At 30.1% G+C, this 13,770-nt stretch carries 13 protein-coding genes; 6 read left to right on the top strand and 7 right to left on the bottom strand.

The genetic code is table 11. The annotated features are described in order from the left end of the window. Nucleotides 1-10: 10 nt before the first annotated feature. Entirely contained in the window at nt 11-445 is a 435-nt protein-coding gene (locus tag ACTS9J_RS04575) for an META domain-containing protein (protein WP_416410716.1), read from the top strand. Between the two features lie 37 nt (nt 446-482). On the opposite strand, the gene ACTS9J_RS04570 is transcribed toward ACTS9J_RS04575, so the two are convergent. The 5 genes from ACTS9J_RS04570 to ACTS9J_RS04550 form a co-directional block, all read right to left on the bottom strand. After that, nucleotides 483-1,859 carry an AAA family ATPase gene (locus tag ACTS9J_RS04570; RefSeq protein ID WP_219034953.1) on the bottom strand — a complete coding sequence of 459 codons (1,377 nt, stop codon included), beginning with the start codon at nt 1,857-1,859 and terminating at the stop codon, nt 483-485. A 139-nt stretch (nt 1,860-1,998) separates the two neighbouring features. After that, on the bottom strand, nt 1,999-3,297 hold the full coding sequence (locus ACTS9J_RS04565) for a cation:proton antiporter (RefSeq protein WP_448352920.1): 1,299 nt from the start codon (nt 3,295-3,297) through the stop codon (nt 1,999-2,001). Between the two features lie 92 nt (nt 3,298-3,389). Continuing rightward, nucleotides 3,390-4,232, bottom strand: coding sequence for an OmpA/MotB family protein (locus tag ACTS9J_RS04560; RefSeq protein ID WP_181816279.1), 843 nt, complete (start codon nt 4,230-4,232; stop codon nt 3,390-3,392). Between the two features lie 149 nt (nt 4,233-4,381). Further along, nucleotides 4,382-4,837, bottom strand: a complete 456-nt coding sequence (lysM, locus tag ACTS9J_RS04555; protein WP_219034954.1) for a peptidoglycan-binding protein LysM — start codon at nt 4,835-4,837, stop codon at nt 4,382-4,384. Between the two features lie 63 nt (nt 4,838-4,900). After that, a complete protein-coding gene (locus ACTS9J_RS04550) occupies nt 4,901-5,737 on the bottom strand; it encodes a hypothetical protein (protein ID WP_219034955.1) in 837 nt (278 codons plus the stop codon). A gap of 125 nt (nt 5,738-5,862) precedes the next feature. Here ACTS9J_RS04550 and ACTS9J_RS04545 point away from each other — a divergent pair, with 125 nt between their 5' ends. Then, on the top strand, nt 5,863-6,903 hold the full coding sequence (locus ACTS9J_RS04545) for an asparaginase (protein ID WP_180905964.1): 1,041 nt from the start codon (nt 5,863-5,865) through the stop codon (nt 6,901-6,903). A gap of 62 nt (nt 6,904-6,965) precedes the next feature. Here ACTS9J_RS04545 and mdtD read toward each other — a convergent pair whose 3' ends face one another. Further along, nucleotides 6,966-8,369 carry a multidrug transporter subunit MdtD gene (gene mdtD, locus ACTS9J_RS04540; protein ID WP_219034956.1) on the bottom strand — a complete coding sequence of 468 codons (1,404 nt, stop codon included), beginning with the start codon at nt 8,367-8,369 and terminating at the stop codon, nt 6,966-6,968. Nucleotides 8,370-8,442: 73 nt separating this feature from the next. On the opposite strand from mdtD, the gene ACTS9J_RS04535 reads away from it, so the two are divergent. From ACTS9J_RS04535 to ACTS9J_RS04525, 3 genes are read left to right on the top strand one after another with little or no spacing between them, the layout of a single operon-like run. Further along, complete coding sequence (locus tag ACTS9J_RS04535) at nt 8,443-9,099, top strand: TatD family hydrolase (RefSeq protein WP_221854622.1); 657 nt, start codon at nt 8,443-8,445, stop codon at nt 9,097-9,099. 15 nt (nt 9,100-9,114) lie between these two features. Then, complete coding sequence (locus ACTS9J_RS04530; protein ID WP_038336843.1) at nt 9,115-9,837, top strand: tRNA threonylcarbamoyladenosine dehydratase; 723 nt, start codon at nt 9,115-9,117, stop codon at nt 9,835-9,837. 60 nt (nt 9,838-9,897) lie between these two features. Then, nucleotides 9,898-10,605, top strand: coding sequence for a hypothetical protein (locus tag ACTS9J_RS04525; RefSeq protein ID WP_125350289.1), 708 nt, complete (start codon nt 9,898-9,900; stop codon nt 10,603-10,605). 57 nt (nt 10,606-10,662) lie between these two features. Here the strand turns inward: ACTS9J_RS04525 and ACTS9J_RS04520 are convergent, their stop codons facing one another. Then, nucleotides 10,663-12,462 carry an ATP-dependent nuclease gene (locus tag ACTS9J_RS04520; RefSeq protein ID WP_221854621.1) on the bottom strand — a complete coding sequence of 600 codons (1,800 nt, stop codon included), beginning with the start codon at nt 12,460-12,462 and terminating at the stop codon, nt 10,663-10,665. Nucleotides 12,463-12,611: 149 nt separating this feature from the next. On the opposite strand from ACTS9J_RS04520, the gene ACTS9J_RS04515 reads away from it, so the two are divergent. Continuing rightward, nucleotides 12,612-13,646, top strand: a complete 1,035-nt coding sequence (locus ACTS9J_RS04515; protein ID WP_280037735.1) for a DUF3667 domain-containing protein — start codon at nt 12,612-12,614, stop codon at nt 13,644-13,646. The last annotated feature ends 124 nt before the right edge of the window (nt 13,647-13,770 follow it).

Below are 13,770 nucleotides of genomic sequence, written 5' to 3'. Positions count from 1 at the left end.
ATTCCGAAAAATGAAAAAGATTGTAACTTTATTTTCAGCAACTCTTTTGATGAGTTTTATAGCAACTTCTTGTTCTACAAGCGCAAGTACTGCTAAAATTAAACCTAAAGCGGAAGTTTCGATTTCAAATCAAAATTGGTATTTGATCAACGATAACAACGTAGTAAAAGGTTTGTACGATAAAGACGTGATGTTGGTTATTGACGAAGCTAATTCGACTGTAAGTGGATTTGCAGGTTGCAACAATTTCAATGCTTCTTTTACAAAAGTTAGCGGCGTTACAAGCTTTGTTAATTTTTCTGAAACTAAAATGGCTTGTCCTAATTTGCAAGAAGAAAAAGCATTTTTATCGATGTTGAAAAGTGTAAATCGTTACGAAGTTTCAGGAAAAGAATTACATCTTTACAAAAGCAATATTTTATTATTAAAATTCAAAACAATTTAGTTTTTATAATAAAAAAGCTCCTTACAAGGAGCTTTTTTTATGTTTCTTTATTTTCTTCTACCGATTTTATCTCAACAGTATCATCACTTTGCTTGAAACCAATTTTAGTAATCGGAATTTCTTTTGATGATAAATAAAACTCTAAATCAGCATTTAATTCGATCAGACGATGCGGAAAATCTTGACCAACATTTTGCTTGGCTTCTGTTAAGAAAATTGCGCAATGTTTTAAATAATCAGGCGTTAATTTCGATTTTGCTTCTTGAAATGCAGAAAACAATACCTTTTCTGTCATCACAATATTTTTCGTTTCATCTTTTCTGTATAATGCATATAAACGTTTTTTAAGCGATTGTGTAAAATCAATCATCATTGTATTTGAGAAAATTTTCATTTCAGCCGCATAAGGCGTCCAGAAATCTTTGTTCAACGCATTTTGATTTTTCAAAATTGATAATAACGGAGAATCTTGCGCCAAATTCGTAGTCATGTGATGTAGAAGTAATTGTTTGCGCTCGTCAAAAGTTGGAGGAAAAATCGGAATATGTAAATCAAAACGACCAGGTGCAACGATTTCATCATTCAAATTTGCTAAAGATTCAACAGCTCCAACAATCAAAAGTTCTTTCGTATCATTTTTCTGAATATGTCTAAGAACGGAATAAAACAAATCGACCATTTCGGGATAAATGGTATTTACAGAAGTAGAATGTAATATTTCGTCGAACGAATCAATAAACAATAATGTTTTAGGTTGATTCATCTTTTTTGAAAGAAAATCGGAGAATTTATTCTTTTTGTTATCAAAATTCCCAACTAAATAATCATTGAAAATATGTACAAATTCGTAACCAATCATATCCGCTATTTTCTTTGCCCAATATATTTTCCCACTACCTGGAGGTCCATACAAAATCAAGCCAGCAGGTTTTGAGATTCCCCAACTTTCTCCTTGATCTTTGCTGATAAATGGATCTAACATATCAGTCATATAAAAATACAAATCAGTATAACCAACTAAACTTTTACCAGAAAAATCTTCGCATTGCGGAAATGCTTTTTCTATAAACGGATATTTTCCCCCAATGTAAGAATGAATCAAATAACTTGACACTCCCGTTTTCATCTGCTTTGCAACCTCGGCAGGAATTCCATTTGTCACAAAAAAATGAAGCACTTCTTCTTCTTTCGCTCCAATTGTTTTAGCGATTTCTTCTATTGTTTTTTCTTTGGAATAATCTTCGGCATATCTTTTTAAGAAATCTTTATTCTCTTCCGAAAATGTTATAAATTGTTGTGTTACATTAAAATTTTCGTCAATACAAAAACTCAAATCAATATTAAAATCATTGATAAAATTCTGTAAACTTCCTAAAGATATTTCGAGTTGATTAGATAAATCCTTTAATTTCATTCTGTTGGCTTGTTCTAATTTCTATTAAAAATAAAGATTAATTCGTGAACTAAACCATTTTAAGTTCTAAACTTCTGTTAAAGGAGCAAGCGCATCTATAGATGCGCTTGCTCCTTTTAATTGTATATTTTAAAATTATTTACAATTTAGATGAATTAAGATAATCTTCCATTTCTTCTTTATTTGCTTCATCAGATTCGTCTTTTAGAACACGATGAGCCACTTTACCTACAGTTAAACCTTGAATAACGATTGAAAATAAAACAACGATGTATGTAATCTCTAATAACAAATCTTTCCATTCCGAATTTGGCATCGAAAGAACTAACGCAATTGAAACTCCTCCACGAATTCCTCCCCAAACCAAGACAATAAGTGAACCTTTAGAAAAAGTGTTTTTTCTTAAAATAGTACGAGCTGGAATAACAATTGATAATGTTCGAGATAATAGGACTATAAAAATTGTGGCAATTCCTAATAGAATTTGATCCATTAAATCTTCTATTAACAACAATTCGAAACCTATAAAAAGGAATAAAATGGCATTCATTACCTCATCAATAAGCTCCCAAAATTTGTTTAAATAATCTTGAGTTGTTTTACTCATTGCGAATTTCTTTCCATAATTTCCGATTATTAAACCTGCGATAACCATAGCTAAAGGACTAGAAATATGAAGTTCTTTTGCAATCAAAAATCCTCCCATTACAATCGACAATGTAATTAAAGCTGAAACTTTATAATCATCAATTTTTTTCATCGAATTAGACGCTGTAAATCCAAGTAATAATCCAAGTAAGATTCCGCCTCCGGCTTCCATTAAAAATAATTTTGAAACACTTGAAAAATCAGCATCAAAGCTTGGATTAGTTGCTATTTGTAAAACTACTGCGAACATTACAACGGCCACACCATCATTAAACAGTGACTCTCCTGTAATTTTTGTCTCAATAATTTTAGGAACTTTTGCTTGTTTCAAAATTCCTAATACAACGATTGGATCAGTTGGTGAAATTAATGTTCCGAACAATAAACAATAGATATACGGAATTTGAATACCAAAATATGGCGCAATGTAATATAAAATTACTGATATAATAAATGCTGATAATACTACTGATATTGTAGCATAAGTAGCAATTGTCCATCTCAAGTTTTTCAAATCGAGAATATTAACGTGCATTGCGCCTGCAAAAAGCAGAAAATTAAGCATTGCGCCCATCAATATTTCATTGAAGTCTAAACTATTAAAGAGTTGAAACATGTCTTTTGTATCATCAGGAAAATAGCTATCTCCCAATAAACGGATAGCGATAGATACTAACATGGCGATAATCATAATTCCAATTGTTCCAGGTAATTTTAGGAATCGAAGGTTTGCATAAGAAAATAATGCAGCAAGAACAATTAGAACCGAAAAAGAATAATATAGTTCCATTGGTATTGATTGATTAAAATTTGGAAAAAGTTACAAAAAAAGAGCCACTATAAAGTGGCTCTTTCTATATTAATTTGATTTTTTTATCAAAATTAGTTTTTTGGAGCTTGCCCAATTAAATCCATAAATTGATCTAACTTAGGTAAGATAATAATTTGTGTACGACGGTTTTTAGATTTTCCTTCCGCAGTAGCATTTGTAGTTAATGGGTTATATTCTCCACGTCCACCAGCTGTTAAACGTTTACCATCAACACCGTATTGGTTTTGTAATGCTTGTACAACAGAAGATGCACGTAAAGCAGATAAATCCCAGTTGTTACGGATGTTTGGTTTAGAAATTGGCACATTATCTGTGTTACCTTCAATCAATACATCGTAATCTTTATAATCGTTGATGATTTTCGCAATTTTACTTAAAGTTTCTCCTGCAGCAGGTGAAATTTCGTAGCTACCAGATTTGTACAACATGTTATCAGCTAACGAGATGTAAACAACACCTTTTAATACTTTAACATCAACATCTTTTGCTTCATTGCTAGATAAAGAACGCGTTAAGTTGTTTGTTAAAACCATATTCAAACTATCCGATTTGCTTTTCGCATCGATCAAATGTTTGATGTATTTGTTAGACTGATTGATTTCGTTCACTAATTCAGAAACGTTTTTAGAACCACCATTAATACAATTTTTCAATTGTTCTTGTAATTGTTTAATTTGATTTCTTTCACTCTGAACTGTGTTTTCATACTGACCTTGGTTAGATTCAAAATTAGCTAATTTAGCTTTCGCTACAGCCAATTCTGTTTGACATCCTTGGTTCTCAGAATAAGCAGAATTGAATTTATTTTGTAATTCATCATACTTTTTCTGACTAACACAACTAAATAAAGTTGAAGCAGCGATAACCGCTACTGGCAAAATTGAAACTTTCATAATTATTTTTTTTATTTCAGTTATACGAATATATGTTATTATTTTTTATTGCGAGTATATATTCTGCAAAAACCATGCTGTAAAAATATAAAACTCCTACAATCATTTGGTTGTAGGAGTTTTAACCTTAATATTTTATTTCTATTGTATTAATCCTGAGGAATATATAAAACCTGACCTGGATAAATCTTATCTTCGTGTTTTAACATTGGTTTGTTTGCTTCGAAAATTTTTGGATACTGCATTGGATCTCCATAAACTTCTTTTGCAATTTTAGATAAAGAATCTCCACTTTTTACAGTATACATTGTCTTAGATAAATCTGGAATCTCAATTCTCAAAGGTGTTTTCAATGTTAATTGATCTTCTACTCCTTCCACTCCATCAATGTTACCTGCTGTTGCTAAAATTTTTTGTTTCTCGTTGATGTCCAACGCTTGTCCAGCTACTACAATTTTATCTCCATCAGTAGAAAAAGTTACTCCTGACAAATCAAATCCTTGCTTTGCAACTTGTTCTTGTACTTTACCTGCTTTTTCTTCTGGTGTTTCTGCACCTCCGAAGACTTTCTCTCCGGCATTTTTGATAAATGAAAATAATCCCATAACGAGTTGATTTTAATAATATTTATTTGTTGATATTTAGTAAATATATAATTTCTCTAACAATTATCGTGCAATTGATGAATATTTCTTTTTTAAATTTTCGGTAATCGAGAGTTGTTGTTGAATTTGACTTGTTAATTGATTAATTTTTGCATCCAAAACTTTATCGTTCTCTTCGGCAATTTGTATTTTTCCGCTCAATGTTACTACTTGATCTTCTATCGATCGCAAAGAATTTTCTGTTTTTATCTTTTTCTTCATCAAACCATCAGTTACTTTATCATTCGATTCTCTTTCCAATTGATTCACCACCAAATCTAACTTATCGCCCAAAGCTTGCTTTTTACTTTCTAATTTCAATAAGGTGTTATTATCTTTTAGATATGATTTGATCGAGTTTCCTTTTTTCAATTGTGCATCAGCGTTTTCTTTTGTCAATCGAATCATATTTTCGTTCGCTAACCTCAACTCATTTCGTACACAACCTTGCTTCGTTTTTGTTGCTAAATCTTGCAATTGAGCATAAATTTTATCAAACTCTGCCGAATTACTATTAAATGTCATTCCATTTTGATCCGTTAATGTATTAATCACAGTCGTTTTTCCATTTTCTTCATCAACCAAACTAATCACAGATTTATACACATCTTGCGAATTTTTGAACTTGATATTACTCGCTTCATGTCTTTTCAAAAAAGCAGAAGAACCTTCTTTGTTCGTTACCCAATTTTCCCACGATTTCACAATCAAATTCTGCGCACAATTATCCGTAGAAAAAGCAAAAGATTTCAGTTCTTGTCCGTTCATTTCGTACTCAACTTCAAACAATCCTTCATCAGATTGTGCATTAACATAAGCTGATGTTAACAAAGTTGTAATGGCTAAAAGTAATAGTTTCATCAAGTTGATAGTTTAAATTTATGTTCACAATTATTTATCCAATTTACAAAATATCGGAGTTTAAGAAAAGATGTTGTACAGATTTTTTATAATGGTTAATTTTAACCAGAAATTAATCAAACCGCATGCAAACAAAAATTTTATTAATTTACACAGGAGGAACAATTGGAATGGCGAAAGATTATGGTGACCAATCCTTGAAACCTTTCAATTTTGATAATTTGTTGAAACAAATTCCGGAATTGGGTCTGTTAGATTGTTCTTTCGATTATCATAGTTTCGATACGCCTATAGATTCGTCTGATATGAAACCTAAATATTGGATAGAAATTGCCGAAACCATTCAACAAAACTACGAAAACTATGATGGTTTTGTTGTTTTGCACGGAACAGATACAATGGCGTATACAGCTTCTGCAATGAGTTTTATGATTGATAACCTCGAGAAACCTGTCATTTTCACTGGTTCGCAATTACCAATTGGAGATTTGCGCACAGATGCGAAAGAAAACTTAATTACTTCGATTCAATTGGCTTCGTTACGTAAAAATGACAAACCAATTATCAAGGAAGTTTGTGTGTATTTTGAATATAAATTGTTTCGTGCGAATAGAACAACTAAGATTAATGCAGAAAACTTTGATGCTTTCGAGTCGCCGAATTATCCAGTAATTGGAGTTTCCGGTGTTCATCTGGAAGTGAAAGAAGATTTATTGTTAAAAAATGTTGTTACGGATAAACTTTCGATCAACAAAAATCTAAATGCTGATGTTGGTGTCTTGAAGATTTTCCCTGGAATGAATCGTTCTTTTATCGAAAGTGTTTTAAACGCTCCGAACATGAAAGCTTTTATTATTGAGGCTTTCGGAACAGGAAATATTTTTACCGATAGTTGGTTTATTGAATTGCTGGAAGAAGTAACGAATAAAGGAGTTCATCTTATCATCAACACGCAATGTGCTGGCGGAATGGTAGAACTTGGACGTTATGCTACAAGTGATGCGTTACTAAATATGGGCGCAATTTCGAGTTATGATTTGACAATGGAAGCTGCAATTACCAAAGCCATTTATTTATTAGGTCAAAACCTTTCGAAAGAAGAATTCAAAACGCAATACGAAGCAAACTTGAAAGGTGAACTTCGCCATCATTTTTACAATGATTAAATCAAAATAATATAAAACGAAAAAAATCTCTACTTGGTAGAGATTTTTTTATGTTCTAAATTTTATTTCTTCCCCGACATTGAAGCGCCATCAGATTCTCTTAATTTGAAAAAGATGTAAGTTGATAAAATTGTCATCACGCCCATCGTCAAAAATGAATAACGAAAAGCTTGTACTTCCACTCCATTTACAAATCCTGCTTGTCTAAAAACACCTAAAATTAATGCAGCTACAGAAATTCCAAATGTTAGTGATAATTGTTGTGTAACCGATAATAAACTATTCCCTTCGCTGGATGTATTTTCGTCCAAATCTGCTAAAGACAAGGTATTCATCGCCGTAAATTGAATTGAACTAAAAAATCCATTCAAAACCATTAACGGAATGATATAATAAATTGGTGATTTCGATTCTAAAAAGAAAAACATACAAATGATTAATCCTAAAGTTATTGTATTGGAAATCAACATATTTCGATAACCAAATTTATTCACAATTGGCACAACAAACGATTTTGCAATAATGTTACTTGTTGCAGATGGAATCATAATTAATCCCGCTACAGTAGCCGAATATCCATAACCAACTTGCAATAAAAGCGGAATAAGAAAAGGTATTCCTCCAATTCCTAATCGTGTAATAAGATTTCCTATAATACCAATTCGCAAAGTTCTAATGTTAAACAAATTCAAATCGATTAAAGGATGTTGTTTATGTTTTGCATGATAAATATACAAACCAATCAAAAAGGCAGAAACTACAGTCAATGCCAATACAGTTTGCAGGCCAATCACACGAGAAGATGTCAATTCCATAATCAATGTTAAGACAGTAACTCCTCCACTAAAAAGAATCAAACCTCTGATATCAAATTTAAAAACTGGATGTTTAAAATCGGGGATCGCAAAAGTTGTCATCCAAAGTGCAATAATTCCGAATGGAATATTCACGATGAAAATCCAATGCCATGATAAAGTTTCAACCAAAATACCTCCAATTGTTGGTCCTAAAAGTGGTCCTATTAACCCTGGTATGGTGATAAAATTAATTACTTTTAATAATTCACTTTTTGGATAAGCATATAAAATTGCTAAACGTACAACAGGAACCATCATCGATCCTCCAATCGCTTGTATAACGCGTGAAATGACTAAAAAAGGTAAAGTTGTGGCAAATGCGCAAAGTGTGGATCCAAGTGTAAAAATCAGTATAGCAGATTGAAAAACTTTTTTCGTTCCGTATTTATCCGAAAGCCAACCACTCAAAGGAATTAACAAAGCGATTGTTAACGTATACGCAACAATAATCGACTGAATTTCTAAAGGCGATTTTCCTAATTCTTTTGCAATTGTAGGTAAAGATGTATTTAAAATTGTAGCGTCCAAAGCTTGCATAAAAATTGCCATCGCACCAAGCCATGGCAAAAACTTCAACATTTTTGGACTTAAAATATGATCTGAATTCATTCAAATTCCTATAGCAAATTCTATTCCTATTTTAACATTTCGAAAAATCATTGAAAAAGATTAAATTTGAACTATGTTTCTCAACGCGCATACACATCATTTATCCGATCAAACAGATGTTTTGGAACTGTATAATCAGTTTCCAAATGAGTTGAATAATGAAGCTAAATTATTTTCAATTGGGATTCATCCAGCTTACATCAAAACCTCATCAATAAAGGAAGAAATCGAAATTATTAATCAAACTATTTCGAATAAAAACTGTTTAGCAATCGGTGAAATTGGATTAGATAAATTGTGCGAAACAGATTTTGAATTACAAATCAACGTTTTTAAAAAACAGTTAGAAATTGCGATGCAATATCAACTTCCAGTCATTATACATTCGGTTCGTGCTTATCAAGAAATTTTACAGATTCGAAAACAAATGAAATTGACGATTCCGTTTATTTTTCATGGTTTCAATAAGAATGAACAGTTACTCAATCAAATTATTGCGCAAAATTGTTTTGCATCTTTTGGTAAAAATCTTCTATCAAACAAAAACTTACAAATTATATTTGCAAATCTTTCTGCGAATCAATTCTTTTTGGAGAATGATGCAAGCGAAATTTCTATTGAAGAAATTTATACTTTTGCAGCGGATTTGAGAAAAATTACAATCGAGGAATTACAACTTCAACAAGCGAAAAATTGGAAAGCAGTTTTCGGTTACGAAGTTCAATCATAATTAAAATACATTTCAATGGCAGTTTGGCAAGAAAGAGCTGAATTATTATTCAAAGAAGAAGGTTTAGAAATCCTAAAAAATTCGAACATTTTAGTTGTTGGTTTAGGTGGAGTTGGCTCTTTTGCCGCAGAATTTATCGCACGCGCAGGAGTTGGAAAAATGACAATTGTTGATGGTGATACTGTTGATATTACAAATATTAATCGACAATTACCCGCTTTACACTCAACTGTTGGAATGAACAAAGTAGACATCGTTGGCGATCGTTTAATGGACATTAATCCTGAATTAGAATTAACGCGTATCAACGAATTTTTGAGTCCAGAACGTACACACGAAATCGTCACACCAGATTTTGATTATGTGTTAGATTGCATCGATTCTGTTACACCAAAAATTAATTTGATTTTAGCTGCAAAACGCAAAAAAATTAAAGTAATCAGCAATATGGGCGCTGGAGGAAAATATTTGGCAAGCAAAGTACAAGTGCGTGATATTAGTAAAACAGATGTTTGTCCTTTGGCAAAAAATGTTAGAAAACGATTAAAAAAAGAAGGAATTAATAAAGGTGTAAAAGCTGTTTTTTCGACAGAAGTTCCTGATGAATCTTCGGTTAAATTAACGGATGGAAAAAATTATAAAAAATCGTTTTACGGAACTAATTCGTGGATGCCTGGTTTATTCGGGTTGCATGCGGCAGAAACGGTGATTCGACATTTATTAAAAAAAGATAAATAATTAAGTACTTTCTTAAAGATTTAATTAATTTAGTTGCGAATTAACAAAGAGACGAAAAAAATGAAAATCAATTACGATTATATCACATACGAGGATGTTTTGAGAGCACGTCAATTTATGTACGAGCAAGCGTTGGAACAGAATGCGACTAATTCGTTGTTGAACACTGCGAGAGATTTATTTGGAAACAGCAATTTCGAGATGTGTATCAAAATTTGTGAAGGTTTATTGGATGCGAAAGACCCAAAACAATTGTACGATGCTAAGAAATTAATTGCTTTATCATATTATAGTTTACAAGATTTTGAGAATGCGGATAATGCATTTTTCGATATCGCTCAAAACTCTGATAATTCAGACGATTGGTTTAATGTTGTCATTTCTGCAGCTTTAAATAAAAATATCGAACGTAGTAAAGAATCTTTTGGAATTGCATTAGAAAAATACACGAAATTTGGTCATCAACGTAATATGCCTTCAGTACAATTGATGTTGCATTATATGATTACGTTAGAAACTGTAAAAGAATACGTTTTGGCTTTGGAACAATGTAGAATGTTGGTACAAGTTTACGCTAAATTGAAAAAAACAGACGAAAAATTCTTAAGTTCTCGTGGTTTAGAACAAATCGAAAACTTTTTGGAAACTGCAAAACCAGTTTTGAAAAAAGCGAAAAAGAAAGAATTAACAGAAATCAAAAAAGAATTGGTTGAAGCCTTAGACGCAAACGGCGTAGAAAAAGTAGAAGCTTTTTTTGCTGAGTTTTAAGAAAATTATTTTTACGAGAAATATAAAATCCACTTCGAGAGAAGTGGATTTTTTGTTTTAATTATTTTCTTTGATAAAATTATAAATTTTCATTGTTAATTTTTGAGCTTCATCTGTAAGTTGATTAAAGTCTAAAAGAACATTCACTACACCTTGAGCAAATTGGACTTTTTCTTTTATTGTTCCACTCTCATTTTTATACATTTTATTTAGTCCTTCAATATGATTATCTATAAAAGTACCTATTGCAGTGTTAGGATTAAACTTTGCTTTATCCTTAAATTTTATACTTTCTTTATCTTTCGTTTTATCAATTAATTTTAAAGTTTCTAATAAAATTTCTTTAGTTAATAAATTTTCTATTTCTTTAGCTTGCAGACAATAATATTGATCTCCTAATTTTTGTTGAAGTTTAGTAAACCTTTCATATTTAGCGCCTGATTTAGCATTATCGCTATCTGTTAAAAGAAATAATTTACCACACAAACGCTCTACATTAATACCAGAAGTATCTAAAAAACTCCAATGTGTAATATTATTTCCTCCATATTCTACAAAAGAGTAATGAATATCTTCAAAATATTTTTTAGATTCTTTTGATAAACTTTCTTGATAAAGTTCTAAATACTTTCTGATATAAATTCTATCTGTTATTCCTTCTACCCAAATTGTACAATTCGTTAGAAAAACAGATGAATTTTTAACACCTAAATGTTCTAATAAAGTTATATCTGGATTATCAATATTATGTATAAAAAATTGTTCTTTTTCCTTAGTAAATTTGTAAACAGAAATTTCTTTATAATCTAATGTCATATCCAAAAAATGATTAGAATGAGTTGTAAAGAAATATTGAAACTCTTCAAAACCTTTCGTGTTCAATAAAGTTTCAATTAAAATACGTTGGAAACCTGGATGTAAATAAACATCAGGTTCTTCAATATAAATCTTAAGGTTTTTTCCTTTATTAAAAAATAAAGGATAAGTAAGAATAATAATTGCTTGTACGCCTTCCCCTAAATTATATATTGGTCTATCTTCTTCACCTTCGATATTAATGTAAACATCTTTTTCTTTTAATCTTGGAATAATGGTAATCTTCTTATTCTGGAAGAATGTTTGACTCAAAAATATTTCAAAATCTTTTACTAACTTTCTTTGCTCGTAATTTCCAAGTAATAATTCTTGAACATCATCATAAAAAGATAAACCTGTAAAAATAGATTTAATAGATTCATCTGTATTAAACTCAAGTTTCGCATCTTTAAAATAATCATTTTTTGTTCTTTCAAAATAAAAATCTTCTCTCGTAAATTCCTCATTTTGATAATTAATGCTTCTTAAACCACGAAGAATTGGAATATATATTGCTTTGTTTGAAAAATCTAATTTTAAAAGATTATTATTAAAATCAACTTTATTAAAATTATCCTTTAAAGATTTTAAATTATTATATATATCTTTATTAATTCCATGATAACTTGAATATTGTTTATTTAAATCAATTTTATTGTATTCATCGAACAAAATCACTAATTCTTCTTTATCATATTCATCTTTAATATAAAAATTATCTACATTAAGCCTATTATCAACTTCATATGGATAATTTATCTTCAGATTTTTTATATTAATTGATACTTCATCATAAATTTCGCTTAACTCAATTAATTTTAATTGAATTAGATTATATCTGATTTCTTCAATTGAGAACAAATCTCTCAAAAAACGACTTTTTCCAGAATTATTAGGTCCGATAAAAATGTTAATTTTAGAAAGATTATTCAAATTATTTTCCTCGCATTCTGTTTGATATTGTTTTGTTACATCAGTTTTAAGCTGTAAAGATTTAAACATAAAATTTCCTAATAGATTTCTACTAAAATACAATATTCTGTATACTTAATAAATTTCATTCTAAATTTTAAAATAATTTCAATTTTTTCAAACGTGTGTTTTTCAAAATAAATAATCTTTTTATAGCTTTATAACTATTTAATTAACACATGAGTCACGGAAAACTAAGAGAAGATCATAATTGCCAAAATTGTGGACATTACGTAGAAGAACATTATTGCACACATTGCGGACAAGAAAATGTAGAAACACGTCAACCGTTTCACTTTTTATTTACTCACTTTATCGAAGATTTTGTTCATTACGATGGAAGTTTTTGGCAAACAATCAAAAAACTATTTTTGAAACCTGGAGTTTTAACCAAAGAATATTTGAGTGGTAAACGAAATAGTTCTGTTAATCCTGTTAAAATGTACATTTTTGTCAGTTTTGTAACGTTTTTCCTTATTTCTATATTTCCTTCTCATAAAACTGAATATAATGATAGTTCCAATGAACCTATATCAATAGAAAATACTGAAAAAATTCAAAAAGCACTTAATGCTACAATAGACACTTTACAGAACAAAGGATTGACAACTGTCGAGCAAAGTGCAAAAATAAAATCTGAAGTTGAAAAAAATAAAAATGCAAACTCTTTAGAAGATTTGAACGAGGAATCTATTGAAAACTTGCAATCTAAAGTAAAAAATAACGTTCCAATATTATCTCCCTTTATTGAAAAATACCAAGAGTTGAGAAAAAGAAAGGTTTCTGACGATCAATTAGGAGAAGCTATTGTTGAGAAATCTTTGCATGTCATTCCGAAAGTTTTGTTTGTATACATGCCTTTGTTTGCTTTCTTCTTATGGATTTTTTACAACAAAAAGAAATGGTGGTATTTTGATCACGGAATTTTTACACTGCATTATTTTACGGTAATTCTTTTATCTATTTTAGTAATTTTTCTTTTGAATAAACTTTCAAATTATATTGATAGTAATGCTGTATCAGCCATAATAGCTTTGATTAATACATTGATTGTTTTATATATTATTGTTTACTTTTTCCTTGCATTGAAAAAACTCTATAACCAAGGATTTATCATTACAACAATTAAAGGTGCTATACTTTTAGGAATTAATACGTTTATTTTCTCAATAATTGTTATTGGAATTATTATGTATTCATTTCTTCATGTTTAATCAAGATTATTAGGCAATCACGTATGATGTGTTCCTGAAACAAGTTCAGGATAACTTAAGTTGAACTCGTTTCAGCTTCGCATTAAATTTAGATTCCTTCTTTTGTCGGAATGACAAATTCAAA

The organism is Empedobacter sp. ULE_I140 (genome assembly GCF_053482575.1).
This window is presented reverse-complemented; position numbering and strand designations above follow the sequence as displayed.

Coding starts and splice junctions, on each gene's coding strand:
- ACTS9J_RS04515 (WP_280037735.1), top strand. CDS start 12,612: ATGAGTCACGGAAAACTAAGAGAAGATCATAATTGCCAAAATTGTGGA.
- ACTS9J_RS04525 (WP_125350289.1), top strand. CDS start 9,898: ATGAAAATCAATTACGATTATATCACATACGAGGATGTTTTGAGAGCA.
- ACTS9J_RS04545 (WP_180905964.1), top strand. CDS start 5,863: ATGCAAACAAAAATTTTATTAATTTACACAGGAGGAACAATTGGAATG.
- lysM (WP_219034954.1), bottom strand. CDS start 4,837: ATGGGATTATTTTCATTTATCAAAAATGCCGGAGAGAAAGTCTTCGGA.
- ACTS9J_RS04565 (WP_448352920.1), bottom strand. CDS start 3,297: ATGGAACTATATTATTCTTTTTCGGTTCTAATTGTTCTTGCTGCATTA.
- ACTS9J_RS04520 (WP_221854621.1), bottom strand. CDS start 12,462: ATGTTTAAATCTTTACAGCTTAAAACTGATGTAACAAAACAATATCAA.
- ACTS9J_RS04570 (WP_219034953.1), bottom strand. CDS start 1,859: ATGAAATTAAAGGATTTATCTAATCAACTCGAAATATCTTTAGGAAGT.
- ACTS9J_RS04530 (WP_038336843.1), top strand. CDS start 9,115: ATGGCAGTTTGGCAAGAAAGAGCTGAATTATTATTCAAAGAAGAAGGT.
- ACTS9J_RS04575 (WP_416410716.1), top strand. CDS start 11: ATGAAAAAGATTGTAACTTTATTTTCAGCAACTCTTTTGATGAGTTTT.
- mdtD (WP_219034956.1), bottom strand. CDS start 8,369: ATGAATTCAGATCATATTTTAAGTCCAAAAATGTTGAAGTTTTTGCCA.
- ACTS9J_RS04535 (WP_221854622.1), top strand. CDS start 8,443: ATGTTTCTCAACGCGCATACACATCATTTATCCGATCAAACAGATGTT.
- ACTS9J_RS04560 (WP_181816279.1), bottom strand. CDS start 4,232: ATGAAAGTTTCAATTTTGCCAGTAGCGGTTATCGCTGCTTCAACTTTA.
- ACTS9J_RS04550 (WP_219034955.1), bottom strand. CDS start 5,737: ATGAAACTATTACTTTTAGCCATTACAACTTTGTTAACATCAGCTTAT.